At 59.9% G+C, this 24,126-nt stretch carries 25 protein-coding genes; 13 read left to right on the top strand and 12 right to left on the bottom strand.

Translation table 11 applies throughout. The features are described from left to right. Positions 1-64: 64 nt before the first annotated feature. On the bottom strand, positions 65-1,084 hold the full coding sequence (gene murB / locus GSQ93_RS12990) for a UDP-N-acetylmuramate dehydrogenase (protein WP_158936083.1): 1,020 nt from the start codon (positions 1,082-1,084) through the stop codon (positions 65-67). Positions 1,085-1,220: 136 nt separating this feature from the next. On the opposite strand from murB, the gene GSQ93_RS12985 reads away from it, so the two are divergent. Then, positions 1,221-1,706, top strand: coding sequence for a YajQ family cyclic di-GMP-binding protein (locus tag GSQ93_RS12985; RefSeq protein WP_158936082.1), 486 nt, complete (start codon positions 1,221-1,223; stop codon positions 1,704-1,706). A 95-nt stretch (positions 1,707-1,801) separates the two neighbouring features. On the opposite strand, the gene plsY is transcribed toward GSQ93_RS12985, so the two are convergent. Together plsY and GSQ93_RS12975 are read right to left on the bottom strand one after the other, a co-directional pair. Further along, positions 1,802-2,425 (bottom strand): glycerol-3-phosphate 1-O-acyltransferase PlsY, encoded by a 624-nt coding sequence (gene plsY, locus GSQ93_RS12980; protein WP_158936081.1) that lies wholly within the window; start codon positions 2,423-2,425, stop codon positions 1,802-1,804. Positions 2,426-2,481: 56 nt separating this feature from the next. Continuing rightward, the gene (locus tag GSQ93_RS12975; RefSeq protein WP_158936080.1) at positions 2,482-2,973 is read right to left on the bottom strand and encodes an aminoacyl-tRNA deacylase; all 492 of its coding nucleotides are present in this window, start codon (positions 2,971-2,973) and stop codon (positions 2,482-2,484) included. A gap of 125 nt (positions 2,974-3,098) precedes the next feature. Here GSQ93_RS12975 and GSQ93_RS12970 point away from each other — a divergent pair, with 125 nt between their 5' ends. Together GSQ93_RS12970 and GSQ93_RS12965 are read left to right on the top strand one after the other, a co-directional pair. Beyond that, the gene (locus tag GSQ93_RS12970; protein ID WP_158936079.1) at positions 3,099-4,250 is read left to right on the top strand and encodes an acyl-CoA dehydrogenase family protein; all 1,152 of its coding nucleotides are present in this window, start codon (positions 3,099-3,101) and stop codon (positions 4,248-4,250) included. 1 nt (position 4,251) lies between these two features. After that, positions 4,252-5,787: a class I adenylate-forming enzyme family protein gene (locus GSQ93_RS12965; protein ID WP_158936078.1), complete on the top strand. Its 1,536-nt coding sequence runs from the start codon at positions 4,252-4,254 to the stop codon at positions 5,785-5,787. A gap of 30 nt (positions 5,788-5,817) precedes the next feature. Here GSQ93_RS12965 and xerD read toward each other — a convergent pair whose 3' ends face one another. Both xerD and queG read right to left on the bottom strand, forming a co-directional pair. Next, a complete protein-coding gene (gene xerD / locus GSQ93_RS12960) occupies positions 5,818-6,741 on the bottom strand; it encodes a site-specific tyrosine recombinase XerD (protein WP_158936077.1) in 924 nt (307 codons plus the stop codon). A 35-nt stretch (positions 6,742-6,776) separates the two neighbouring features. Beyond that, positions 6,777-8,021 (bottom strand): tRNA epoxyqueuosine(34) reductase QueG, encoded by a 1,245-nt coding sequence (gene queG, locus GSQ93_RS12955; protein ID WP_158936076.1) that lies wholly within the window; start codon positions 8,019-8,021, stop codon positions 6,777-6,779. A gap of 17 nt (positions 8,022-8,038) precedes the next feature. Between queG and tsaE the strand changes: the two genes are divergently transcribed. Together tsaE and GSQ93_RS12945 are read left to right on the top strand one after the other, a co-directional pair. Then, entirely contained in the window at positions 8,039-8,605 is a 567-nt protein-coding gene (tsaE, locus tag GSQ93_RS12950) for a tRNA (adenosine(37)-N6)-threonylcarbamoyltransferase complex ATPase subunit type 1 TsaE (RefSeq protein ID WP_158936075.1), read from the top strand. Next, positions 8,587-10,143, top strand: coding sequence for an N-acetylmuramoyl-L-alanine amidase (locus GSQ93_RS12945; protein ID WP_158936074.1), 1,557 nt, complete (start codon positions 8,587-8,589; stop codon positions 10,141-10,143). Before tsaE ends, GSQ93_RS12945 begins: the two co-directional genes overlap by 19 nt. Before the next feature lie 67 nt (positions 10,144-10,210). Here GSQ93_RS12945 and GSQ93_RS12940 read toward each other — a convergent pair whose 3' ends face one another. Continuing rightward, a complete protein-coding gene (locus GSQ93_RS12940) occupies positions 10,211-11,095 on the bottom strand; it encodes an EamA family transporter (protein ID WP_158936073.1) in 885 nt (294 codons plus the stop codon). Between the two features lie 257 nt (positions 11,096-11,352). Next, positions 11,353-11,643 carry a hypothetical protein gene (locus tag GSQ93_RS12935; protein ID WP_158936072.1) on the bottom strand — a complete coding sequence of 97 codons (291 nt, stop codon included), beginning with the start codon at positions 11,641-11,643 and terminating at the stop codon, positions 11,353-11,355. Between the two features lie 234 nt (positions 11,644-11,877). On the opposite strand from GSQ93_RS12935, the gene GSQ93_RS12930 reads away from it, so the two are divergent. Together GSQ93_RS12930 and trxA are read left to right on the top strand one after the other, a co-directional pair. Continuing rightward, positions 11,878-12,777, top strand: a complete 900-nt coding sequence (locus GSQ93_RS12930; RefSeq protein WP_158936071.1) for a pirin family protein — start codon at positions 11,878-11,880, stop codon at positions 12,775-12,777. Between the two features lie 156 nt (positions 12,778-12,933). Beyond that, the gene (trxA, locus tag GSQ93_RS12925; protein WP_158936070.1) at positions 12,934-13,782 is read left to right on the top strand and encodes a thioredoxin; all 849 of its coding nucleotides are present in this window, start codon (positions 12,934-12,936) and stop codon (positions 13,780-13,782) included. 112 nt (positions 13,783-13,894) lie between these two features. Here the strand turns inward: trxA and GSQ93_RS12920 are convergent, their stop codons facing one another. Then, positions 13,895-14,755, bottom strand: coding sequence for a ThiF family adenylyltransferase (locus tag GSQ93_RS12920; protein ID WP_158936069.1), 861 nt, complete (start codon positions 14,753-14,755; stop codon positions 13,895-13,897). 341 nt (positions 14,756-15,096) lie between these two features. On the opposite strand from GSQ93_RS12920, the gene pdxH reads away from it, so the two are divergent. The 3 genes from pdxH (at position 15,097) to GSQ93_RS12905 (ending at position 18,291) form a co-directional block, all read left to right on the top strand. Then, positions 15,097-15,753 carry a pyridoxamine 5'-phosphate oxidase gene (gene pdxH, locus GSQ93_RS12915; protein ID WP_158936068.1) on the top strand — a complete coding sequence of 219 codons (657 nt, stop codon included), beginning with the start codon at positions 15,097-15,099 and terminating at the stop codon, positions 15,751-15,753. A gap of 202 nt (positions 15,754-15,955) precedes the next feature. Beyond that, complete coding sequence (locus tag GSQ93_RS12910) at positions 15,956-17,170, top strand: cyclopropane-fatty-acyl-phospholipid synthase family protein (RefSeq protein ID WP_158936067.1); 1,215 nt, start codon at positions 15,956-15,958, stop codon at positions 17,168-17,170. 89 nt (positions 17,171-17,259) lie between these two features. Beyond that, positions 17,260-18,291: a DUF72 domain-containing protein gene (locus tag GSQ93_RS12905; protein ID WP_158936121.1), complete on the top strand. Its 1,032-nt coding sequence runs from the start codon at positions 17,260-17,262 to the stop codon at positions 18,289-18,291. A 93-nt stretch (positions 18,292-18,384) separates the two neighbouring features. Here GSQ93_RS12905 and msrA read toward each other — a convergent pair whose 3' ends face one another. Beyond that, positions 18,385-18,945 (bottom strand): peptide-methionine (S)-S-oxide reductase MsrA, encoded by a 561-nt coding sequence (gene msrA, locus GSQ93_RS12900; protein ID WP_158936066.1) that lies wholly within the window; start codon positions 18,943-18,945, stop codon positions 18,385-18,387. Between the two features lie 255 nt (positions 18,946-19,200). On the opposite strand from msrA, the gene GSQ93_RS12895 reads away from it, so the two are divergent. Next, entirely contained in the window at positions 19,201-19,710 is a 510-nt protein-coding gene (locus GSQ93_RS12895; RefSeq protein ID WP_158936065.1) for a flavin reductase family protein, read from the top strand. Positions 19,711-19,731: 21 nt separating this feature from the next. On the opposite strand, the gene GSQ93_RS12890 is transcribed toward GSQ93_RS12895, so the two are convergent. Further along, entirely contained in the window at positions 19,732-20,229 is a 498-nt protein-coding gene (locus tag GSQ93_RS12890; RefSeq protein WP_158936064.1) for an Lrp/AsnC family transcriptional regulator, read from the bottom strand. Positions 20,230-20,370: 141 nt separating this feature from the next. Continuing rightward, the gene (locus tag GSQ93_RS12885; protein WP_158936063.1) at positions 20,371-21,198 is read right to left on the bottom strand and encodes an IclR family transcriptional regulator; all 828 of its coding nucleotides are present in this window, start codon (positions 21,196-21,198) and stop codon (positions 20,371-20,373) included. Positions 21,199-21,297: 99 nt separating this feature from the next. Here GSQ93_RS12885 and GSQ93_RS12880 point away from each other — a divergent pair, with 99 nt between their 5' ends. Further along, positions 21,298-22,488, top strand: coding sequence for an acyl-CoA dehydrogenase (locus GSQ93_RS12880; protein WP_158936062.1), 1,191 nt, complete (start codon positions 21,298-21,300; stop codon positions 22,486-22,488). Between the two features lie 106 nt (positions 22,489-22,594). On the opposite strand, the gene GSQ93_RS12875 is transcribed toward GSQ93_RS12880, so the two are convergent. Then, on the bottom strand, positions 22,595-23,233 hold the full coding sequence (locus GSQ93_RS12875) for a peroxiredoxin (protein ID WP_089162376.1): 639 nt from the start codon (positions 23,231-23,233) through the stop codon (positions 22,595-22,597). A 456-nt stretch (positions 23,234-23,689) separates the two neighbouring features. Between GSQ93_RS12875 and GSQ93_RS12870 the strand changes: the two genes are divergently transcribed. After that, on the top strand, positions 23,690-23,992 hold the full coding sequence (locus GSQ93_RS12870; protein WP_089162377.1) for a YqjD family protein: 303 nt from the start codon (positions 23,690-23,692) through the stop codon (positions 23,990-23,992). Positions 23,993-24,126: the final 134 nt, after the last annotated feature.

Genomic DNA, 24,126 nt, shown 5'->3' with positions numbered 1-24,126 from the left:
TGCTTCGGCCGGCTGCTGTGACACCCGACGATCGCGATAGCTCATTTCTTGCGGCAACTTTAAATCAAAGACACACCGGCTCGGCCTCAAGCTCGACCGCGAAACGCGCGTGTACATCGCGTTTGATGGCGGCGGCGAGTTCCAAAATTTGCGCGCCCGACGCGCCGCCGCGGTTCACCAGAACCAACGCCTGCCGGTCGTGCACAGCAGCTGCACCGATCGCGCGGCCTCTCCAGCCGCATTGGTCGATCAGCCAGCCTGCGGCCAGTTTGAACTGGCCATCGTGCTGCTTGTAAGACACGAGATCAGGTTCAAGCGCCTTCAAGGCGTCGAACGCAGCGGCGCTCACTACAGGGTTCTTGAAAAAACTTCCCGCATTCCCCAGCACCCGCCAGTCGGGCAACTTTGCCTGACGCACGGCGACGACGGCATCGAAGATAGCCTGGGGATTGTTCGTGCCACTTTTCTCAAGCGCTCGCGCTATATCCGCGTAATCCGCGCGTGGCGTCCACGCTTTCGGCAGACGAAAGGTCACCGATACGATCACAAAACGCCCACGCCCTTCCTGCTTGAAAAAACTGTCGCGATAACCGAACGCGCACGCATTGCGATCGAATTCCTGCACTTCTCCCGTCGATAACTCAATCGCCCGCAAACGCTCGAAGCGCTCGCCCATTTCGAGCCCGTAGGCGCCTATGTTCTGGATCGGCGCCGCGCCCACCGTGCCGGGAATCAGCGCGAGGTTTTCGAGCCCGGGCAAGCCTTGCGACAACGTCCACGCGACGAATTCGTGCCAATTCTCCCCCGCGCCGGCTTCTACGAAAACGGCTTCGCTATCTTCAGCGATCACGCGGCGGCCGCGCAGTTCGACGAGCAACGCGACACCGTCGAAATTGCGCGTCAGCACGACGTTGCTGCCGCCGCCGAGCACCAGTTGCGGCAGGCCACTCAGACGGTCGTCGCGAGCCAGCGCCGGGATCTGCGCTTCTTCCGTCAGCCGAACGGCATACTTGGCGCGGACGTCGAAACCGAACGTGTTGTGCGCGAGCAGCGGGTAATCGGAGAGAAGTGGGGACTCGGACATTGAGGAAGCGCTTGGGTCAGATCAGGGACGGCCTTGGGCAAACCGGGACGGCATCGGTAGAATGATGGTGGTCCGTGATTATAGCGAGTGCGTGCGAGCCTTACGTCGCGCCTCGCCTCAACGAAGGGGAATGCAGATGCCATCGTTTGACGTCGTCAGCGAAGCAAACATGATCGAGGTGAAAAACGCCATCGAACAATCGAACAAGGAAATTGCCACGCGCTTCGACTTCAAGGGTTCGGACGCGCGCGTCGAGCAAAAGGATCGTGATCTGACGCTTTTTGCCGACGACGATTTCAAGCTCGGCCAGGTCAAGGACGTTGTGTTGTCGAAGCTGGCAAAACGCAATGTGGACGTGCGCTTTCTCGACTACGGCAAGATCGAGAAGATTGGCGGCGACAAGCTGAAGCAGGTCGTCGAGGTCAAGAAAGGCGTGACTGGCGATCTGGCGAAGAAAATCGTCAAGATGATCAAGGACAGCAAGATCAAGGTCCAGGCGAGCATTCAGGGCGACGCGGTGCGCATCAACGGCACGAAGCGCGACGACCTGCAAAGCGCTATTGCGTTGCTGAAGAAGGACGTGACGGACACGCCGCTGGACTTCAATAATTTCCGCGATTGAGTGTGACCGGATTGCGTTGAGTCAGGAATCGCAATCAGCAAGAAAGCCGCCTTCGGGCGGCTTTCTCATTTTCGCGGCGTCGTTTTCAAGCCGGTTTATTCAACCGCTTCCGCCGCGCGCTTCTTCTCCCCGATCCGGCTCTCCTTGCCATCCAGCAGCTTCTTGATATTCCCGCGATGCCGCCAGATCAGCAGCGCGCTCATCGCGGCCACCGCCAGCGATATACGGCTCGGGCCGAAGAGGAATACATCGAAGAACGGCGCGAACACCGCCGACACCAACGCCGCCAGAGACGAATACCGGAAGAAGACCGCGATGATCACCCACGTCAGCAAGGTGGCCAGCCCCAAAACCGGGTTGATGGCGAGCAGCACGCCCGCCGCGGTCGCAACGCCTTTGCCGCCCTGAAACTTGAAGAATATTGGGAACACATGCCCGAGAAACACGGCGATGGCCGCGAGTGCAATCGCTGTGGAATCGAGCCCGAACCGGGCGCCGAAATGCACGACGAACCAGACGGGTAGCCAGCCTTTGATGGCGTCGCCGAGCAGCGTCAGGATGGCTGCCAGCTTGTTGCCCGTGCGCAGCACGTTCGTCGCGCCGGGGTTGCCGGAACCATACGAACGCGGGTCGGCAAGACCCATGGCTGAACTGACAACCACAGCAAACGAGATCGAACCGATCAGGTAAGCCACCACAGCAACAATCACATTGTTCATTGATTTCTTCTTATCTTCGGGAACGAGGACGTGAGCAAGACTTCAGGACGCGCATTTTAATCGACGCTCGCGCAACTCACGGGCGTGGCCTTCAGCAGGTCGCTCAGGACTGGCGGCGCAATGCTCACCAGATACCCGCGTCGTCCGCCGTTCAGATAAATTGTGTCCAGCTCCAGGATGGTCGATTCCACGTACACCGGCATCGCCTTCTTCGTGCCAAATGGCGAAGTACCGCCGATCAAGAACCCTGAATGCCGGTTGGCCACTTCCGGTTTGCACGGCTCGACGCGCTTCGCGCCAATCTGCCGGGCAAGATTCTTGGTCGAGACCGTTTTGTCGCCGTGCATGAGCACGATCAGCGGCTTCGCATGTTCGTCCTCCATCACGAGCGTTTTGACCACGCAATGTTCATCAACACCCAACTGGCGCGCCGATTCTTCCGTGCCACCATGCTCGACGTACTCGTAAGGATGCTCGCCGAAAACGACTTTGTGCCGACGCAAAAACTGCGTCGCCGGGGTCTCGGAAATGTGTTTTACCTTGGACATGACGGCATTGTAGCGGCGCGAAAGCACGGCCACCATCGGCCGAACGGCCAATTGTGCGAGCCGATTTACTGTGGCACGATCGTTCGCAATTGCTCATCTGGTGTGCGCCACCTCGGAGATTTAATGTGATTCGCGATTCAGAAACCCAGACGTTGCTTGAAGATGCCATTCGCCGCTTTGTACGCGAAACGCTGGTGCCGCGTGAAGCAGAAGTCGACGATACCGACCAGATTCCCGCCGATGTGCTCGCCGCCATGCGCGAGATTGGCTTGTTCGGGCTGACCATTCCGGAGGCTTACGGCGGTCTCGGCCTGACGATGGAAGAGGAAGTGCGCGTGGCGTTCGAACTCGGCCAGACATCGCCGGCATTCAGGTCTGTGATCGGCACGAACAACGGCATCGGATCAATTGGCATTCTGCTCGACGGCAGCGAGGAACAAAAGCAGCACTATCTGCCGAAGCTCGCGGCAGGCGATCTGATCGGCTCGTTTTGCCTGACCGAACCGGATGCGGGTTCAGACGCGGCGTCGCTTAAAACCAAGGCGCTTAGAGATGGCGATTACTACGTGCTGAACGGCACGAAGCGCTTCATCACGAACGCGCCGGAAGCCGGCATCTTCACCGTGATGGCGCGTACGAGCGACGCAAAAGGCGCAAGCGGCATTTCGGCGTTCATTGTCGAGCGGGATTCACCGGGGTTATCGCTCGGCAAACCCGACAAGAAAATGGGCCAGCGCGGGGCGCACACGTGCGACGTCATCTTCGAGAATTGCCGCATTCCGGCCGCGCAATTGATCGGCGGCGTGGAAGGCGTTGGGTTCAAGACGGCGATGAAAGTGCTCGATAAAGGCCGTTTGCACATTGCGGCGGTGGCTATTGGAGCGGCCAAACGGATGCTGCGAGACGCCCTCGCCTATGCCATGGAGCGCAAACAGTTCGGCCAGCCGATTGTCGAATTCCAGCTGGTTCAGGCCATGCTGGCCGACAGCAAGACCGAGATCTACGCGGCCGAATGCATGGTGCTCGATGCTGCGCGCCGCCGCGACGAGGGCCGCGACGTGTCCATAGAAGCGTCGTGCGCCAAATATTTCGCCACCGAGATGTGCGGCCGCGTGGCCGATCGCGCGGTGCAGGTGCACGGTGGCGCGGGGTATATCTCGGAGTACGGCATCGAACGTTTTTATCGCGACGTACGTCTGTTCAGGCTGTACGAAGGCACGTCGCAGATTCAACAAGTGATCATCGCGCGCGGCCTCATGCGCGGCACGGAGATTTGAAATGGACATGGATGTCGCCGCCCTGCTCGCCGCATTGCCCACGCGTATTTCCGATATCCCCGCACGCCTCGCCGCCCGCGATCCGCAGCACGTTGTGTTGATTGAAGACGAGCGACGGCTGAATGCGGCGGAGCTCGTGGAAGCAATCAACAACACCACCCGCCAGCTCGTGCAAGCCGGGGTGCAAGGCGGCGATCGCGTGATGATCGTGAGTGAGAATTGCGTGGCGCAGGTCGTGCTGATGTTCGCCGCGGCAAAGCTCGACGCGTGGTGTTTGCTCACGAACGCCCGACTGTCGGCAAGCGAAGTTGACGCAATCCGCGCTCACGCGAAGCCGCGAGTGGTGGCGTTTACCGTCGATGCATCGAAGGATGCCGCGAGTCATGCGGACCGCTTGAACGCTGCTGATGCAGCAGCGGCGACAAACGTGGGCGCGTGGCGTTTTACCGTCGATGAAACCGTGTCGCCGGAGCCCGTTGAAACGGATCCGGCCCGTCAATGCGCCGCGCTGATCTACACCACGGGCACGACGGGCACGCCGAAGGGCGTGATGCTGTCGCATCGCAACGTGTTGTTTATCGCGGCCATGTCCAGCACATTGCGGCGCGTGACGCCCGACGATGTGGTGTACGCCGTGCTGCCGATCACGCACATCTACGGGCTGACGTCGGTCTGTCTTGGCAGCCTGTACGCAGGCGCAACGCTCAGGCTCGCGCCCCGCTTCGCGCCCGATGCCGTGCGACGGGCGTTGGCCGAGGAGAACGTTTCGATCTTCCAGGGCGTGCCGGCCATGCACGCAAAGCTCGTTGAACACGTGCAGACAAGCGGTACACCGTGGCGCGCACCCGCGTTGCGCTTCGCGTATTCCGGCGGGTCTCCGCTCGATGCCGCGCTGAAGGCGCGCGTCGAAGGCTTGTACAAGGTGCCGCTGCACAACGGCTATGGCATGACGGAAAGCAGCCCGACCATCTCGCAGACCATGCTCGACGCGCCACGCGACGACTGCTCGGCAGGCGACCCCATACCCGGTATCGAACTGCGATTTGTCGCGCTGGATGGCGTGGATGTGGCGCCGGGCGAGGTCGGCGAACTATGGGTACGCGGGCCGAACGTGATGCTCGGGTATTACCGCAATGAAGCGCAGACGCGTGCGACGGTCACGGAAGATGGCTGGCTCCGGACCGGAGATCTCGCGCGTCAGGAGGTGGACGGCGCGCTGTATATCGTTGGGCGCAGCAAGGAGTTGATCATCCGTTCGGGCTTCAACGTGTATCCGGCTGAAGTCGAGAACGTGCTGAACTCACATCCCGATGTGCTGCAATCTGCTGTGATCGGACGGACGGTCGAGGGCAACGAGGAAGTGATCGCGTTCGTCGAATTGCTGCCGTCGGTGCATGCGCTGCCCGACGATATCGTCCAGTGGTGCGCAGACCGTCTTGCGCCTTACAAGCGTCCCGCCGAAATCCGCGTGCTGGCGGCGTTGCCGGCGGCATCGACGGGGAAGGTGTTGAAACATAAGCTCAGGGATCAGCTTTAATTAAGGACCCGCTCGGACCTGTCTGGACCCTTAACCGCGCGGATGGTGATCGTGATGCAGCGTCTTCAGCCGTTCACGTGCGACGTGGGTGTAGATCTGCGTCGTGGTGATATCGGTATGGCCGAGCAGCATTTGCACCACCCGCAGATCGGCCCCGTGATTCAGCAAGTGCGTGGCGAACGCATGCCGCAAGGTGTGCGGTGAGAGCGGCGCGCGCACGTCGGCGGTGAGCGCGTGGCGCTTGATGATGTTCCAGAATTGCTGGCGCGTCATGCCTTCGCCGCGCGTGGTGACGAACAACGCATCGGCGGCGCGGGCGCCGAGCAACGCCGGCCGCGATTCACGCAAATAGCGCTCGATCCAGTCGTGTGCGACCGCCCCGAACGGGATCAGGCGCTCCTTCGACCCCTTGCCCATCACGCGCACCACGCCTTCGTTCAAACCCACTTCCACCGTCTTCAACGTGACGAGTTCGGTCACGCGCAGGCCGCTCGCGTACATCAGCTCAAGCATGGTCCTGTCGCGCAAACCGAGCGCGGTTTCTACATCGGGCGCGTTCAGCAACGCTTCAACCTGGGCTTCGTTCAAGGTCTTGGGAAAGCGCGGGGGCTGTTTGGCCGAACGTAGCTTCAGGGTCGGATCGGCGGGCGCGCGATGCTCGCGCAAAGCCCACGCGTAGTAGCGTCGAAAGACTGACAACCTGCGGTTAGCGGAAGTTGCCTTGTCTGCGCGCCGGGCGGCGAGATAGCCGTTCATGTCGGCTTCGGTGGCGGTGTCCACCGTGCCGCCGCGCGTCTTCGATAACCACTCGGAGAACAAGCGCAAATCCCGCCGGTACGCTTCGAGCGAGTTCTTGGCGAGGCCATGTTCGAGCCAGAGCGCGTCGCAAAAGAGATCGATCGATGCGCTGCTCAACACGAGTTCCGGCGCGCGTTCTACCTCGGTCACTTCCATTGATTTTTCCTGTAAGCATGAGGTCATGCTTAAAATTACGCTTCCTGGCGCAGCGCCCATTCGACGTGTTCGCGAACCAGCTCTGAATCATCCGTGGCCCGGGCATTCAATGCGTCGCGGATTGCCGAGCGCTCATTCGCGCCCAATGCCGGCGAGCGCAACGCGTTGCCCATCGCCACCGCAATATTACGCAACCATCGCTCGTGGCCGATGCGGCGAATCGCGCTGCCTTGCATGCGTTCATCGAAATCGTGGGCGCTCCAGCCGAATAGCATCACAAGCGACGCGCGATCGAGCCCGTGGCGTACATCGAAATCCGCAACCGGCGCGGCCTGAGCGAACTTGTTCCACGGACAGACGAGCTGGCAATCGTCGCAACCATAAACCCGATTGCCGATCAGGGGCCGCATATCTTCGGGAATGCTGCCCTTCAACTCGATGGTCAGATACGAAATGCAACGGCGCGCATCCACGCGATACGGCGCGACGATCGCCCCGGTCGGGCAAACATCGATGCACCGTGTACAGCTTCCGCAATGTGCGCCGTCGTGTTCAGGCGCGCGATCGGGATTGGTCAAAGTGTCGGGCGGCAGCGGAATATCCACTAAAATCTCGCCGATAAAAAATAGCGACCCGGCATCGCTTTCCAACAACAGCGTGTGTTTTCCGCGCCAGCCGTTGCCCGCTTTTTGCGCCAGCTCGACCTCCAGAACGGGCGCGGAATCCGTAAATACGCGATACCCATACGCGCCAATCTCGGCTTCTATGCGATCGGCCAATTGTTGCAAGCGGTTGCGCATGACCTTGTGATAATCACGGCCGCGGGCGTAGACCGACACAACGGCGGCCGCGGGATCGGCTATTCGAGCCCATTCGGCCGCCCGCCAGTCAGTTGCCTGACCGTCGGCTGTCGCGGCACTTTCGCGCGCCTTGCCGTCGAGCGTCGATGCCGGCAGGTAGGCCATCCGAACTGTAATAACACGTCGCGTGCCGGCCACAAGCTCGGCTGGCCTCGCGCGTTTCATCGCATGTTTGGCCATATAATCCATCTCGCCGTGATAGCCTGCTTCGAGCCACGAGGCCAGGCCATCTTCGGCTTCCGTCAAGTCGGCGTCGCTGACGCCGACCGCACCGAACCCCAGCTCGCGCCCCCACGCCTTGATGCGCAGCGCGAGTTCAGCCAGCGCGGCTTCGTCGTCAAGTCTGAAGTGGCGCGTGTCCGCGACGGCGTCGTCTGACGCGCTCTCGCGTTCCACAGGGTGTTCCGGCAAACGGTTCATCACGACATTTTACGAGAATGCCCGACAGCCTCACTCGATCGTTTGCAAACCCTCCCGCCGCGCTGCTCGAACGCCGCTTCGACCTGCCCGGCGAAGACGCGACGCTCGCCTTCGGTGGCCGCTTCGCGACGGCGATCCTGCAGGCTCGCGGACTAAACAATTCACACATTTCAAGCGCGCCAACCGAACGTTTTCCCGGTTTGCAGGTCCAGTTGATCGGCGACCTGGGCGCGGGTAAAACCACGCTGGTACGCGCAACGCTGCGCTCACTCGGTCACGCGGGCCGCGTGCGCAGTCCCACTTACACGCTCGTCGAACCCTACTCCCTTCCTACGGAAACGGGTGCGCTCGAGCTCTATCACTTCGATCTTTATCGCTTTGCCGATCCAGCCGAATGGGCCGACGCCGGCTTTCGCGAATACTTCGATGCAGGTGCGATCTGCCTGGTCGAATGGCCGCAACGCGCGGGTGGATTGCTGGGTGTGCCGGATCTCGAATTCACGCTGGAACAGGAAGGCGAAGGCCGCGTGCTGATAGCGCGCGCGTTTAGCAAAACAGGAAAGTCATGTCTCGAAAGCTGTTGATCAAGCCGTTTCATTCGATCGAATCGACCGCCACGGCCTCGCACAACTGGCGGCGGCGCCAGGTGCTGCGCGCGGGTGCTTCGACTATCGCGCTTGCGCTGCTCGGACCGAAGCTCGCGTACGCGAGTTCGGTGCTCGGCGTGCGCGTGTGGCCTGCCCGCGATTACACCCGGGTCACGATCGAGTCCGATCAGCCGCTGCAAAACACCCAGCAACTGCTGCAGGGTCCGGACCGGCTCGTGGTCGACCTGAATGGACTCGACCTCGATCAGGAACTGAAGGATCTCGTCTCGAAGATCACGCCGAACGACCCGCAAATCCAGTCGGTGCGCATCGGGCAATATCAGCCTCATGTTGTGCGGATGGTGTTCGACCTGAAGGGGTCCGTGAAGCCGCAGGTGTTCACGCTGACGCCGATCGGCAGCTACAAGTATCGGCTGGTCTTCGATTTGTATCCGGCCGTTGCCCCCGACCCATTGATGGATTTGCTGGCCCAGTCCGAGCACAAGCAACAAACCTTCGATCAGACCAACCCGAACCCCACTCCTCCGCCCGCCACGTTGAGCGGCCCTGCCACGCCGCCCAAAGCGGCCGTGCCGGACAACACGGACGAGTTTTTCCAAAAGTACGCGCAATCTGATACGCCGCGCGCACCTTTGCCGTCCACTCCGTCAATACCCGTCCCGCCGATTGCAGCGATCCCGAAGCCCCGGCCTACGGTCAAGGCTGCGCCACCGACGGCCTTGGCGAACCAGGACGACTCTTCCGATAGCAGCACCACCGACGACTACGGCTTCGCCAACCCGAAGAGCAACAAGTCCGGGACAACGCGCCTGCTCACCGTCGCGATCGACCCGGGTCACGGCGGCGAAGATCCGGGTGCGATCGGCAGCGGCGGAACCTACGAGAAGCACATTGCCCTCGATGTCGCGAAGAAGCTGCGCGCCAAGATCGATGCACAGCCGAACATGCGCGCGATGATGACTCGCGACGCCGACTTCTTCGTGCCGCTCAACGTGCGTGTGCAGAAGGCGCGTCGAGTGGGCGCGGACCTGTTCGTTTCCATTCACGCCGATGCGTTCACCACGCCCTCGGCGCGGGGTTCGTCGGTGTTCGCACTCTCCGATCACGGTGCTTCGAGTGCGGCCGCCCGCTGGATGGCGAACAAGGAAAACTCGTCGGATTCCATTGGCGGCATCAATGTGACAACGCAAGATGCGAGCGTCAACCGGGCGTTATTCGACATGTCGACGACCGCGCAGATTCGTGACTCCATGCGCTATGGCAACTTCGTATTGAACGAGATTGGCGATATCAACAAGCTGCACAAGGGCTCGGTGGAACAAGCCGGTTTTGCGGTATTGAAAGCACCGGATATTCCGTCGATTCTGGTGGAAACCGCGTTTATCAGTAACCCCGAAGAGGAGCAGCGCCTAAACGACGACGCTTATCGCGACAAGATGGCTAACGCGATCATGAAGGGCATCAAGCGGTATTTTGCAGCCAACCCGCCGCTCGCCAAAAGCCGGATGACGTAAAGGCCGGATTCGCTCGCGCGGGGCTACAGCTGGATTAAGGCCTGCGCGAGCGAACCACGCCGGCCTTCTAACGCGCCGCCGATAGAAACCGCTGCCGCAACCATCCGCCGAACACATTCACGACCAGTCCGGCCATCACCAGCACCGCCCCCACGAATTGCATCGGGCTCAGCCCTTCATCCAGCAGCAACGCCGCTGAAGCCAGCCCGACAATGGGCACGAGCAACGAAAACGGCGCAACCTGACTCGCCGGATAACGCGCCAGCAGCTTGCCCCACAACGTATAACCGAGCATGGTCGCGATAAACGCGAGATAAACAATCGCCATGACCGACGTGAGCGAAATGCCGGACAAGCTGGCCGATATGCGCGCTGGCCCCTCCACCATCAGCGAAAGCGCGAGGAACGGCAGCGGGGGCACCAGGCTCGCCCACACCACAAGCGACAACAGGTTCACCTTGCCCATCCGCTTGGTGATGACATTGCCCATGCCCCACATGGACGCCGCCACGAGCGTGAGCAGGAAACCGGCAACCGTCATGGCATGCCCAGCCTGAACGCCGATCACGGCCAGCCCGCATGCGGCGATCAACAAACCGGCGACGTTCGGCCCACGAAAGCCTTCACCCAGAATCATGGCCGCAAAGATCAGCGTGAAAAAAGCCTGCGCCTGCAACACCAGCGACGCAAGGCCGGCGGGCATGCCAACGGACATCGCGTAGAAAAGCAGCACGAATTGCCCGAACGAGATGGTCGCGCCATAGGCGAACAGCCATCTAAATGGAATAGCAGGACGCTTGACGAAGAACACCGCCGGGAACGCGACCAGCGTGAAGCGCAACGCGCCAAGCAGCATGGGCGGAACGCCGTGCAGGCCCACCTTGATCACGACGAAATTCACGCCCCAGGCGAGAATGACAATCAGCGCGGACAACAAATCCTTGGGCGACATCGCCGTCTCCGTGAGTTTTATTCGAAGCTACCTTCAGGATCAGACTGGAGCCCGGAAGCCCCGAAATCAGATCGAACGCAATTCGACACTGTAGCGGACGATTTTGCAAATACGTTGTACAAACCCACGCCATAGCCCATTCGGACAAGGCGATCCCGCGTCACATCCCACAGAAAAAAGCGCTTGGGCCGACTAGGGCGCAAGCGCTTTGCTTTGCTTTGAAACCTGACCTCTTGGAACGCCCGCGGCGCCCCGGCCTACTTGCTTTGACCATTCTCCGTCGCGGCACTGGCGCCCGTCTCGACGGCGGGCGTCCTGCTCGGGTTAGCCGACTGGCCGGTCGACGACTGCTTGTTCGCGGGCTTGCGCATCTTGTGATGCTTTTTCATCGGCGCAGATGCACCGTCAGCCATGTCGGTGCTTTGCATCGGCGACGCGGTGGGCATGGATGCCCCGTTCGACGAATTGCCGCTCGACGTTTGGGCATAGGCGCCAGTAGTGGCGAACAGTCCGGCGGCAACGGCGATCAATAGCGTGTTCTTGTTCATGGTGAAGCTCCTGTCTAGGCTAGGCGGAAAAGGTCCATCGAAACGGTACTTCGCAAGGGTTCATCGAAAGGTCCATCGAAAGTTGCACGGTTCGCACGGTCGCCAACCTCGTCAGCGGCCCCATGTTCCGGTTTGAACGATCGGCCGAATGGCTTATCGCCCTGATACCGCTTGCGTGCTTCCACACGGCGCCCAGTAGAATTGCATTTCCGAGCACGCAATCCGGACGTCCTTATGTCTTCTACAATCCAAGCGTTTCTCAAGCCGCATCAGCACGACGTCGGTAACCTCATGGTGCGTCGGGTACTGCCTGCACCGGCTGCCCGCACCATCGGACCGTTCATTTTCTTCGACCATATCGGCCCTGCAACGCTCGTGCCCGGGGTCGGGCTGGACGTGCGCCCTCATCCGCACATAGGCCTCGCGACTGTCACGTACCTCTTCGAGGGAGCGATCATGCATCGCGACAGCGTCGGCTCAGCCCAGAAAATCTCGCCGGGCGACGTGAACTGGATGACGGCCGGCGGCGGCATCGTGCATTCGGAACGCACGCCCGACGAGGAACGCGCCGCCGGCCAGAACATGCACGGCGTCCAGACATGGGTCGCGCTGCCCGTGGCGGAAGAGGAGTGCGCGCCCTCGTTCGAGCATCATCCGGCTGCGACGCTGCCGCAAATCGAACGCAATGGCGTGACGTTGCGGGTGATTGCTGGCAGCGCTTTCGGTGAAACAGCGCCAACCACCACGTTCTCGCCCACCCTGTATGTCGCGGCGCAATTTTCGGCGGACAGTGCCGTGACGCTCGATACTGAACATGAGGAACGCGGGGTTTATCTGGTGGAAGGTAATCTCTCCATTGACGGCGACGTGCTGCCCGCTGGCCAGATGGCCGTGCTGAAGACGGGGTATTCCGCCGATCTGCGCAGCACGGACGGCGCAATCGCAATGTTGCTCGGCGGCGCGCCGCTCGACGGCCCACGCTTTATCGAGTGGAATTTCGTCTCGAGTTCGAAGGAAAAAATCGAGGCTGCAAAACTCGCGTGGAGCGAACAGCGGATGGGACAGGTCCCGGGCGAGACGGAATTTATCCCGTTGCCGCCGCCCCGCCGCCAGGCGAATCCGCCGGAAGCTTGAGGCTTGGGAAGCGCGAGGCAGGGATGGCCTGAGGCTTATGAGGCCGTCCAAGGTTTGAGGTCGAAGCTTGCCGGCAAATCAGGCATGCACCCGGTTGAACTCGGCCGGCTTGCCCCAAGATAATTGTTCATCGTTTAGCGTTTTTGGAGGAACACCATGGATACAACACTCGCCACGTTCGAACAGGACGTCATCGCCGCGTCCACGCTTGCGCCGGTGCTCGTCGATTTCTGGGCGCCGTGGTGCGGTCCGTGCAAGACGCTCGGCCCGATGCTCGAGCGGCTGGAAGCGGAAGGCGCGGGCAAGTGGAAGCTGGTGAAGGTCAACGTCGATGAAAATCCGGAGCTGGCGCAGCACTTTCAGGTACGCAGCATTCCGCACGTGGTCGCGTTTGCGGACGGCCATGCCGTCGACCAGTTCATCGGCGTGCTGCCTGAAGGCCAGTTGCGCGAATTCATCGACAAACTGGTTCCGGACGGCGCCGAAGCCGAGCGACGTGCCGCGCATGCGGCCTACGAGGCCGGCGACACCGATCTGGCCATTGACCATATCAAGGCGACGCTGGCACTTGATCCCGGTTATGACGACGCGCGGCTGGATCTGATTGAGTGGCTGCTAGCCGCAGGCCGCACGGACGAAGCACGCGACGAAGACAAACTGCTGTCGCCGAAAACCACGCAGGGAATCGACGCACGCTACAACGCGTTAAAGACGGAGCTGGACGCTGCCGATGCCGCCGAGAGCCTTCCACCCGCCGACGCCCTGATCGACGCCGTGAACGCCAATCCAGACGACCTGGAAGCCCGTTTCGCGTTGGCCAACCGTTTGATTGCCGGCCGCGATTACGATGGTGCGCTGGAGCATTTGTTCGCGATCGTGACGCGCGACCGCACTTTCATGGACGACGTGGGCCGCAAAACCATGCTGTCGGTGTTCGGTCTCGCCGCGCATCAACCGGAAGTGGTTTCGCAATGGCGCCGCAAATTGAGCGCGGCAATTAACTGACGCATTAAATGCCCGGCGCCAAAACCTTTCAAATAGTTTAAATCGATATTGGCGAAAGGGCATTTTGAAAAATGGCCGCTTGAAAGCGGCCATTTTCTAACCTACGCGGCGTTTAAGCGCGTTTCGCGATATCTCTTAAGACATACGCAGCAGCGGCAAATCCAAAACTGGCTGTCACGCAAACACTCGATCCAAACCCCGCGCAATTCAGTCCGACGGGTCCCGCAGCGCCCGGCGCCGTTTCTTCTGATTCGGCTGCCTCGCTGGCGTCGCGAGCGGGTGCTTCGGGGTAGATCAGCGGCTCGTCAGAATAGACCGCGCTCACCTTGAACTTCGCTTTGGGTCCACGCGGAAAACCGTGCAATTTGCGCAGTTGCCCGCGCACTTTCGAGAGCAGCGGGTCCTGGATCGTGAGTGCCAGATCGTCGATACGAATCCGCGTCGGATCAAGCTGCCCACCCGCTCCGCCGACGGTGATCAATGGCTGTCCATGCTCGACGCACCACGCAATTAGCGCCGTTTTCGTACGCACGCTGTCAATTGCATCGATCACGAAATCGAAACCGCCGCCCAGCACGGAATCGAAGTTAGCCGGCTCGATAAAATCTTCGACCTGCTCCACGCGGCACGCCGGATCGATCAGGTGAATGCGCTCGGCCATCGCGCTGACCTTGGCCTTCCCGTAGTTGCCGTCCAGCGCGTGCACCTGCCGGTTCGTATTGCTTTCGGCCACGTTGTCGAGATCGATCAGCGTCAGGCGCCCGATCGCATTGCGCGCCAGTGCTTCGACCGTCCACGAGCCCACGCCGCCAATCCCTATCACCGCCACATGCGCGCGTTCGAACGCCTCAAGCCCGGCTGGACCATACAAGCGCGCTACGCCGCCAAAGCGCCGGGCGCGGTCGGCGGCTTCAAACTCCGGCGTGGCGGAGGTAAGATTTGAAGTGTCGGCAGAGGCAGGAAAAGCGGTCATGATGAGTTAGGCGGCAGGTAGGCAAAACAAGCAAAAACGAGGCAAGAAATCATCAAAGCAGCAGTGAGCAACACCGGTCCGCACTGACGCGCTATCGCAACGATAGAACCAGAGATCAGCAGGAATTCGCTGAATTGCGTATTCTGCCTTATCGAAGATTGGACGTAAGAAATCACCGGCCAGTTTTTGAAAGCAAAATGAAAATAATTGGCCGGATCAATTCAAATTCTGTCGCCCGGGAACATGATCTAAATCATTGAAGATCAAAGGGACATTGGCAGTAAAGCGCAGAATTTGGAGACCTTGGCTATACTAATGCGATTGAAGCGTTTGCATAAAAAATGACGACCCTCGCTGATCTTAGAAAGAATTATTCCGTCGGATCGCTGGAAACATCCGACGTGGATCCCAACCCGATTCGACAATTCGAAACGTGGTTTGCGCAGGCGCTCGACGCACAGTTACCCGAACCCAATACCATGACGCTCGCCACCGTCGACGAGCATGGACGCCCTTCGGCACGCATCGTGCTGATCAAGGGCGTAGACGACCGTGGCTTCGTGTTCTTCACGAATTACCTCAGCCGCAAGGGTCATGAGCTCGCGAGCAACCCCGCCGCGAGTCTGCTGTTTTACTGGATCGAACTCGAACGCCAGGTGCGTATCGAGGGCTCCGTCGTCAAGACAAGTCCGGAAGATAGCGATGCGTATTTCGCGTCGCGCCCACTTGGATCGCGAATAGGCGCGTGGGCGTCGGAGCAGAGTGAAGTGATCGAAAGCCGCGCGGTGCTTGAAGCCCGCGAGCGCGAATTGATTGCGAAATACGGTGACAACCCGCCGCGTCCGCCACATTGGGGCGGCTACCGGCTCGTTCCCGACACCATCGAATTCTGGCAGGGCCGTCCGTCACGATTGCATGACCGTGTCGTCTATAAACGTGCTGCACACACGCTTGGGGCGAACGGCCAGCAATGGCAAATCGTCCGCTTATCGCCTTAGCCTTAGCAAGACTTCGACCTTCACCGGGTTCCTCGTGGACCCGCATTGACTGGACCCGCGTCAAATCGCGTCTCGTTGCGGCGTGTCCGGGCGGCGAAGGGCAAGTAGAGAAAGGCGAGTAAAGAAGGCAGCGAAAACAGTGCAAACGTGCAGTAAAGCGACCCGGTTTAGCTTCATTTTCAACTGAACGCGGAGAACGAGCATGTTTTGGGAGAAAAAGCTGACGCAGTGGGTGCAGGACGTTCGGGACCGGGCAAACCTGCCCGCCCGGCTGGTACTGTGGGATGGACAGCAACATGACTTCGGAAGTTTCGCGGCACCGCAAGTTACGTTGCACGTAAAGAGCGCGACCGCCCTGCCCTATCTGCTTGAACCAAGTCTCGACAACCTGGGCGAAGCCTATATAAAAGGCAAGATCGACATCGAGGGCAAGCTGTCGGACATCATCAATATTGGCTACGGACTGGCCAAGAACACGGTCACGAGCGCGAGCAAGCTGGCGCGCGTGCGGCGCTACTTCAATCATACGAAGGCGTCGGACAAGAAAGCCATTCAGTACCACTACGATGTGTCGAACGAGTTCTACGAGCTGTGGCTCGACAAGAACATGGTTTACTCGTGCGCCTATTTCGAGAACGGCGATGAAGACCTCGCCACTGCGCAGATCAAGAAGATCGACCACATCCTGACAAAGATCCAGTTGCAACCGGGCCAGCGTCTGCTCGACATCGGCTGCGGCTGGGGTGCGCTCGTCTTGCGCGCCGCCCAGAAGTTCGGCGCGAAATGCGTGGGCGTCACGCTCTCGCAGAACCAGTTCGATCTCGCCACGAAGCGCGTGAAAGACGCCGGACTGGAAGGCCAGATCGAAATCCGCCTGCAGGATTATCGCGACGTGCAAGGCCAGTTCGACCGGATCACGAGCGTCGGCATGTTCGAGCACGTCGGCCGCAAGAACCTGCCCGGTTATTTTGCCAAGGTGCGCGATCTGCTGGTCGACGACGGCATTGCCATGAATCACGGCATCACGTCGACCGACTTCAACAGCGGCGAGACGGCGCTGGGCGGTGGCGAGTTCATCGACCGGTACGTGTTCCCGGACGGCGAGCTGCCGCACATCGGGCTGGCGCTCGAAGCGCTGCAGGAAGGCGGGCTGGAAGCTGTCGACGTCGAAAGTCTGCGCCGTCACTACGCGCGCACGCTCGACATCTGGGCGGAAAATTTCGAGTCGAACGCGGAGCAGGCGAAGGCCCTTGTCGACGATGAAAAATTCCGCATCTGGCGCGTGTATCTTGCGGGTTGTGCGTATGCATTCGAAAACGACGACGTGTCGATTTATCAGATTGTGTGCCGCAAGGCCGGGCGCAGCGCGACAACGCTGCCGTGGTCGCGCCGGTATATCTACGACAAAACGCTCTGAGTTCAACTTCTGAGTCTGCCGCTTCCCACGAATCCGCATCCGGTGATGAACCGGATGCGGCGGCAGAGTCGCACGCGCTGCAAGTGGATATGTTCGGGGCGGCCGAAACGGCGGAGAACGAACCGGCTCCCGTAACTCCGTCTCGCACAAAAACAAAATCACGCGGCGGGGTTTTGCCCACTGTCGCGGCGCCCGACCATCACGCGTTAGCGCTTCGCCTTCCCGACACCGTTCATATTGGCCCGTCGACGTGGTCGTTTCCCGGCTGGCGTGACATCGTCTATGGGGACGAGTATTCGTCCGCCAAGCTTTCCCGCGATGGCCTCAACGCGCTCGGCGCGCATCCGTTACTACGCTGTGTGTCGATAGACCGTTCGTTCTACGGGCCCTTGTCGGTGGCGGACTATGCGCGCTACGCGAACCAGGTGCCGGCCCATTTTCGGTTCATCGTAAAAGCACCGGCTTCCGTCACCGATGCCACCGTTCGCGGCGACAAAGGTGCACCCGCCGGCGATAACCCCGCCTTCCTCGACGCGGGCATCGCGATCAATGACTTCGTGCAGCCGTGCATCGCCGGCCTGGGGGAAAAAGCCGGCGCGCTCGTGTTCCAGATTCCACCGTTGCCTGACGCGATGATCGTCGATCCGACCGCGTTCCTCGACCGCCTGTCCGCGTTTCTCAACGCGCTGCCGCCACTGCCCGGCGAGAGTTGCTACGCGGTGGAATTACGTGACGCCATCATGCTGACGCCGCGGTTTATCCGCGTGCTGCGTGACGCGAAGGTGCGATATTGCGTCGGTATCCACGCGCGCATGCCCGATCCGCGGCGCCAGGCGAAGGCGCTCGCGCTGCTGGACGAAGGCGGCCTTGGGCCGCTGATCGTGCGCTGGAGTCTGCACGGCGGCTTTAAATACGAGCAGGCGAAAGCGAAGTACGAGCCGTTCGATAAACTCGTCGATGAAGATCCGGACACGCACGAAGCGCTCGCCGAACTCGCGCTGCGCTACGCGCTTGCAGGGCAGCCGGTGGTAATCGCGGTGAACAACAAGGCGGAGGGTTCGGCGCCGCTGACGTGTTTCAAAATCGCGATGTACTTGGCGGCAGGCCTGCCGCCGGAATAAGCCGCCGGAATAAAAAACGGGCTTCGATTTCGCGAAGCCCGTCTTGCCTTGGTGTCACTCAAAACTTGCCACTCAAACGTGCCCTTCAAACGCTCAGCGTTTCAGCCGATGCGCGAACTTCTGCCTGAACTTCGCCACCTTCGGCGCGACCACAAACGCGCAATACCCTTGATTCGGATGCTGCTCGAAGTAGTTCTGGTGATAGTCCTCGGCCGGAAAATAATTGCCGTTCAACGGCGTGACTTCGGTAACGATCTTGCCGTCGAAGATCCCTTCCTTCTGCAATTCGTCGATCACTTCCAGCGCGATCTTCCGCTGTTCGTCGGAGTGCGTGAAGACGGACGATCGATACTGCGTGCCAACGTCATTGCCTTGCCGGTTGAGCTGCGTCGGATCGTGAGTCGCAAAGAAAATCTCCAGCACATTCCGATACGCGATCACCGCCGGATCGAATTCCACCTTGATGACTTCGGCGTGACCGGTCGTGCCGTCGCAAACCTGTTCGTACGATGGATCCTTCACTTGGCCGCCGGCGTAACCCGATTCCACCGACAGCACGCCTTCAACACCTAAAAAAACCGCTTCGGTACACCAAAAGCACCCGCCGCCAATGGTGGCGATTTCGCGCTTTGCCTGCTCATCCTGTTGCGTCATGCTGGCTCCTGGTTCGTGTTCCGCGAGAGCTACCAAATGCGTGCGGAAGCCTGTGAATCAACCCTTCCAGCTTACTGGTTTTCGAGTGTCCGCGTTGCCTGTGCGGCCTTTAGCACCGCGGCGAACAGGCCGATTCCGATAGAATCGTAACAATCGCCAATCCTCCGATGACTTCGAAAACTTCATCCGGCTTATTGTTTAGCTATGGTTTGCCGCCTGGATTCCGCCGATACCGTCGAACCCGAACCCATTCCGATGAAACGCGCTAATCCACCGAATTTCGACGCTAGCTCTTTCCGCGACGCGCTCAGCCAGTTTGCCACTGGCGTTACCGTCATCACCACCCGCACCGAATCGGGCCAGTTGATTGGCATTACCGCCAGTTCGTTCAACTCTGTTTCGCTCGATCCGCCGCTCGTGTTGTGGAGCCTCGCGACCAAATCCGCGTCGATGCCGGTATTCCAGGCCAATAGTCACTACGTCGTCAACGTGCTTGCCGCGACGCAAGTCGATCTTTGCAAGCGCTTTGCGACGGTCAAGGGCGACCGGTTTGCCGGCGTGTCGCATGCCGCGGGAGACACCGGCATGCCGGTACTCGATGGTGCGCTAGCGTGGTTCGAATGCCACAACCGCAGCCGCTATCAGGAAGGCGATCACGTGATCTTCGTGGGTCAGGTGGAGCGATGCGGCGTGCATGAGAATGCAGCGGAGATTGCCCCGCTGGTGTTTCAGGCGGGGCAGTTTCATACGCTTGGATCGCTGTAACCGGGCTTGTTCAGCTCGGGTTTATGACGCGCTAGCGGTTCTATCGATCAAGGCGACGGGCACACCGGCTTCGTCCTTCATGGTCTGAAGCACGATATTCGAGCGGATATCGATCACACCCGGCGCCTTGTAAAGCTTGCTCAGGATGAAGTCCGAGTAGTGCTTGAGGTTGTATGCAAGCACGCGCAGCACGTAATGCGTGTCGCCTGTCACAACAAACGCGCCCACCACTTCCGGCCATTCGCGCACAGCGGCCGCAAATTTCTCGTGCCAGTTTTCCTGGTCGTTGCGCATGGAAACATGGACGAACGCCTCCAGTTCCACGCCCAGCCGTTCCCGGTCCAGACACGCGCGATAGCTTGCTATTACCCCTTCCTCCTCAAGCAGCCGCATGCGACGCAGACACGCTGACGGCGAAAGCGAAATCCGCTCAGCCAGATCAAGGTTGCTGATGCGACCATCTTCTTGCAGCACCGACAAAATACGGCAATCCGTTGCGTCCAGCGAGAACCCGGTCATTTTTTAGTCTCCCTGCGGCTGTTTCATCGAATTATGTTCTAAGAGCCGTGTTTTTGGGATGTTATTTCTAAATCACGTTTTGACCGATTTCAACCTGATTTGGCTGTCAAGCGGCCCTATTCGGGCTTAATCAGTACGCCTTCACGCCAGTCGCGCGGCCAATGTCCGTAGCTTGGGCGCAACAACGTTGCGGAAATACGCCTCGTCCATCGACGATGCCGGCCCGCTGCTGCTCAGCACCAGCCATCGCCCGTTGCGGATATCGCGTAAAGGTGCGGCGATCGCGTTCACGTCGGCATGCCAGTCGCGAAACGAATAACAACAGCCATCGCGCGCGTAATCATCGATCGCTTCTTTGGCCGCCTTCACCAGCCGTGCGCCGTCTTCGCCATTTCTCACCGCCGCCGCGCCGAGTTCTTCGAGCAAAGCCTCGCGCTGATCCGGCTCCTGCACCGCCAGATAAGCACGCCCCATTGAGCTGGTCAGCATGGACAGCCGTGAGCCGGGAGCCAGGCCCAGCGTCAGCGCCGTCTCGCTGCGGATGGTTTCCAGATAGATCATATGGAGCCCGGCGCGGCATCCCAATGACACCGCCGCGCCAATTTCCCGCGCGAGCACCCGCATGTGCGGACGCGCGAGTTCGAGTGCATCGGCGCCGGCCAGTAAAGCGAATCCCAGCGACAGCACGCCCGTATCGAGCGCGTATTTGCCGGCCGGTTCGTCGAAACGCAGATACCCGAGCGTGGTCAGCGTGTAGGCAAGCCGGTTAACGGTGGCTTTGGGCAGGCCGGTTCTATCGACGAAATCGCGATTGCCCAGCAAGGTCTCACCCGGACGAAACGCGCGCAGCATGTCCAGGCCACGGGCGAGCGCGACGACAAACTTGCGCTCATCGATTCCCTCCGATGAATCAGGAGACTCTGCGGACGGCTTCGACAACTCGGAATTCCGGATGGAAGTTATTGGCATCGGATGCTAGACTCGACTTTAATTTGCAAAACATTGTTCCGCTTAGCGGAACATCAGTCAAGTCCGAAAATCAGGAATAGAGGAAACAGGAGAAACAACATGGCCGATGACGCCCGTTTTAGTTGGGAAGATCCGTTGCTGCTCGACCAGCAACTCAGCGACGAAGAACGCATGATCCGCGACGCTGCGTACGCTTACGCGCAGGACAAGCTGCAACCGCGCGTGATCAACGCGTTCCGCAACGAACACACAGACGTGGCGATCTTCCGTGAGATGGGCGAACTCGGTCTGCTCGGCCCGACCATTCCCGAACAGTACGGCGGTCCGGGTCTCAACTACGTCAGCTATGGCCTGATCGCTCGCGAAGTTGAACGCGTGGATTCGGGATACCGGTCGATGATGTCGGTGCAGTCGTCACTTGTCATGGTGCCGATCAACGCATTCGGCACCGAAGCGCAGAAGCAAAAGTATCTGCCGAAGCTCGCGACGGGCGAATGGATCGGCTGTTTCGGACTTACCGAGCCGAACGCCGGCTCCGATCCCGCCAGCATGACGACGCGCGCCAAAAAGGTGGACGGCGGCTTTTCGATCTCCGGCCAGAAGATGTGGATCTCGAATTCGCCGATCGCCGATGTGTTCGTCGTGTGGGCGAAGTTGGAGGAAGAAGGCCGTGATCTGATTCGCGGTTTCATCCTGGAGAAGGGCTGGAAAGGGCTGACTGCACCCGCCATTCACGGCAAGGTCGGCTTGCGGGCATCGATTACCGGCGAGATCGTGATGGACGAAGTCTTCGTGCCGGAAGAAAACCTGATGCCAAACGTGAGCGGGCTCAAAGGTCCGTTCACCTGCCTGAATTCAGCGCGCTACGGGATCGCTTGGGGCGCGCTCGGCGCGGCTGAAGCGTGCTGGCACATGGCACGGCAATACACGCTGGATCGCAAGCAGTTCGGCCGTCCGCTTGCCGCTAACCAGTTGATTCAAAAGAAACTCGCCGACATGCAGACGGAGATCACCCTTGGGCTGCAAGGCGTCCTGCGCCTGGGCCGCATGAAGGACGAAGGCACGGCGGCTGTTGAAATCACGTCGATCATGAAACGCAATTCGTGCGGCAAGGCGCTGGATATTGCGCGACTGGCGCGTGACATGCTCGGCGGCAACGGTATCTCAGACGAATTTGGCGTGGCGCGCCATTTGGTGAATCTGGAAGTGGTGAACACGTACGAAGGCACGCACGATATCCACGCGCTGATCCTCGGACGCGCCCAGACGGGAATTCAAGCGTTTTTCTGAGCGAGGTTCTCGCCGGGATCGTTGCGGCTCGATAAGGTCGCTGGAAAGCAAAAAGCCAACGCGGTTCATGCGTTGGCTTTTTGTTTGTTGCTGACGCCGCTAGCGCTTACTTGTTCGGTTGCGGCGTCAGGCGCAGATACGGGCGCACAGCCTTGTAGCCTTTCGGGAATTTGCGCTTGATCTCCTCCGGGTCTTGCAGCGACGGCACGATCACCACGTCGTCGCCCTGCTTCCAGTTACCCGGCGTCGCGACCTGATGGCTATCGGTGAGTTGCAGCGAATCGATCACCCGCAGGATTTCATCGAAGTTTCGACCCGTGCTCGCCGGGTACGTAATGGTCAGGCGAACCTTCTTTTTCGGATCGATGACAAAAAGCGAGCGCACCGTCAACGTGGCATTCGCATTCGGATGAATCATGTCGTATAGCTCGGACACCTTCCGGTCACCGTCGGCCAGGATCGGAAAACCGACATTCGCGGCCTGCGTTTCGTTGATGTCCTTGATCCACTCCTTATGCGACTCCACGTTATCAACCGACAACGCAATGGCCTTCACATTGCGTTTCTCGAACTCCCCCGCCAGCTTCGCCGTCAGACCGAGTTCCGTCGTGCAAACCGGCGTGAAATCCGCCGGATGTGAAAACAGCACGCCCCAGCTGTCGCCTAGCCATTCGTGAAACTTGATACGGCCAACGCTGGAATCCTGTTCGAAATCGGGCGCCGTGTCGCCTAGACGCAAGCTCATGATGTGTCTCCTTGAAGTGATGCACCGCGTTATTCGTCACGCAATGCAGGTCTGGTACAGGTTGGTAGCAGGTATCTGGGCCTTGTCTGTTCGGCTCAGCCAGACTGTACAGGTTCGTCCCGACGCGTCCGGTCCAGCGAAAATTAAAGCATAAGGGACTAGACCTGCACAACGAACGAACATTCCGTCACATCGACATGCATTTTTGTAATTTTTCGGCCCTCACCAATAACTCTCGCAGACGTGAACGCCTCCGGTTCGATGCACAACCTGCACCCATGCATTTAATGGCCGGCCTCCACGCGTTGGAGGGATACCCTTTTTGACAGATGCCGTGGCGAGCTTTGTGACAGCAGGAACAAAAACTGCAAGGTTTGATCTAGGGGCCGGATGGACGCCAATTAGCGACCGCTTCTTTGGTACGATTGGCGTAGCCTCACCCGTGTGGAGCCATCAATGTCAGAAATCAATAAGGAGCGATTCATGTCGGATATCAAAACCGTTCTCGCAGACGCCGAAGACCTGTTGAAACAGGCCGCAAGCGCCACAGGCGAGCGTGCATCCGAGTTGCGCGAGACCGCTCTGACCCGCTTGAAGCAAGCGAAGGAGCGAGCTGCCGACGCACAAGTCGTGGTGATCGAAAAAGGCAAGAAAGCCGCTCGTGCTACCGACGACTTCGTTCACGAACGCCCGTGGGCATCAATCGGGATTGCTGCAGGTTTAGGCGTCGTTGTGGGTTTGTTGATCAATCGTCGCTAATCGTCATTCATCCCAGGGGCCGGGTTAGCCGCTGGTCTTGCCGCGGTTTGCTAATTGCTATATACGCCGAGCTAACTTGGCCGGCAAAAGCCGTGACCGCCTGGGACCGCCGGAGCTTTCCTGGCCGGCGTCCA

The organism is Burkholderia sp. S171 (assembly GCF_009766085.1).
In the GTDB taxonomy this organism is placed as follows: Bacteria; Pseudomonadota; Gammaproteobacteria; order Burkholderiales; family Burkholderiaceae; genus Caballeronia.
This window is presented reverse-complemented; position numbering and strand designations above follow the sequence as displayed.

What these genes read in the sequence shown, in the direction of transcription:
- GSQ93_RS12945 (WP_158936074.1), top strand. Translation starts at nt 8,587, where the DNA reads ATGTCTCGAAAGCTGTTGATCAAGCCGTTTCATTCGATCGAATCGACC.
- GSQ93_RS12890 (WP_158936064.1), bottom strand. Translation starts at nt 20,229, where the DNA reads ATGACCGGGTTCTCGCTGGACGCAACGGATTGCCGTATTTTGTCGGTG.
- GSQ93_RS12905 (WP_158936121.1), top strand. Translation starts at nt 17,260, where the DNA reads ATGTTCGGGGCGGCCGAAACGGCGGAGAACGAACCGGCTCCCGTAACT.
- pdxH (WP_158936068.1), top strand. Translation starts at nt 15,097, where the DNA reads ATGACGACCCTCGCTGATCTTAGAAAGAATTATTCCGTCGGATCGCTG.
- GSQ93_RS12880 (WP_158936062.1), top strand. Translation starts at nt 21,298, where the DNA reads ATGGCCGATGACGCCCGTTTTAGTTGGGAAGATCCGTTGCTGCTCGAC.
- GSQ93_RS12985 (WP_158936082.1), top strand. Translation starts at nt 1,221, where the DNA reads ATGCCATCGTTTGACGTCGTCAGCGAAGCAAACATGATCGAGGTGAAA.
- GSQ93_RS12930 (WP_158936071.1), top strand. Translation starts at nt 11,878, where the DNA reads ATGTCTTCTACAATCCAAGCGTTTCTCAAGCCGCATCAGCACGACGTC.
- GSQ93_RS12875 (WP_089162376.1), bottom strand. Translation starts at nt 23,233, where the DNA reads ATGAGCTTGCGTCTAGGCGACACGGCGCCCGATTTCGAACAGGATTCC.
- trxA (WP_158936070.1), top strand. Translation starts at nt 12,934, where the DNA reads ATGGATACAACACTCGCCACGTTCGAACAGGACGTCATCGCCGCGTCC.
- GSQ93_RS12940 (WP_158936073.1), bottom strand. Translation starts at nt 11,095, where the DNA reads ATGTCGCCCAAGGATTTGTTGTCCGCGCTGATTGTCATTCTCGCCTGG.
- msrA (WP_158936066.1), bottom strand. Translation starts at nt 18,945, where the DNA reads ATGACGCAACAGGATGAGCAGGCAAAGCGCGAAATCGCCACCATTGGC.
- GSQ93_RS12885 (WP_158936063.1), bottom strand. Translation starts at nt 21,198, where the DNA reads ATGCCAATAACTTCCATCCGGAATTCCGAGTTGTCGAAGCCGTCCGCA.
- queG (WP_158936076.1), bottom strand. Translation starts at nt 8,021, where the DNA reads ATGAACCGTTTGCCGGAACACCCTGTGGAACGCGAGAGCGCGTCAGAC.
- GSQ93_RS12975 (WP_158936080.1), bottom strand. Translation starts at nt 2,973, where the DNA reads ATGTCCAAGGTAAAACACATTTCCGAGACCCCGGCGACGCAGTTTTTG.
- GSQ93_RS12870 (WP_089162377.1), top strand. Translation starts at nt 23,690, where the DNA reads ATGTCAGAAATCAATAAGGAGCGATTCATGTCGGATATCAAAACCGTT.
- GSQ93_RS12935 (WP_158936072.1), bottom strand. Translation starts at nt 11,643, where the DNA reads ATGAACAAGAACACGCTATTGATCGCCGTTGCCGCCGGACTGTTCGCC.
- GSQ93_RS12910 (WP_158936067.1), top strand. Translation starts at nt 15,956, where the DNA reads ATGTTTTGGGAGAAAAAGCTGACGCAGTGGGTGCAGGACGTTCGGGAC.
- tsaE (WP_158936075.1), top strand. Translation starts at nt 8,039, where the DNA reads ATGCCCGACAGCCTCACTCGATCGTTTGCAAACCCTCCCGCCGCGCTG.
- GSQ93_RS12965 (WP_158936078.1), top strand. Translation starts at nt 4,252, where the DNA reads ATGGACATGGATGTCGCCGCCCTGCTCGCCGCATTGCCCACGCGTATT.
- murB (WP_158936083.1), bottom strand. Translation starts at nt 1,084, where the DNA reads ATGTCCGAGTCCCCACTTCTCTCCGATTACCCGCTGCTCGCGCACAAC.
- plsY (WP_158936081.1), bottom strand. Translation starts at nt 2,425, where the DNA reads ATGAACAATGTGATTGTTGCTGTGGTGGCTTACCTGATCGGTTCGATC.
- GSQ93_RS12920 (WP_158936069.1), bottom strand. Translation starts at nt 14,755, where the DNA reads ATGACCGCTTTTCCTGCCTCTGCCGACACTTCAAATCTTACCTCCGCC.
- GSQ93_RS12895 (WP_158936065.1), top strand. Translation starts at nt 19,201, where the DNA reads ATGAAACGCGCTAATCCACCGAATTTCGACGCTAGCTCTTTCCGCGAC.
- xerD (WP_158936077.1), bottom strand. Translation starts at nt 6,741, where the DNA reads ATGGAAGTGACCGAGGTAGAACGCGCGCCGGAACTCGTGTTGAGCAGC.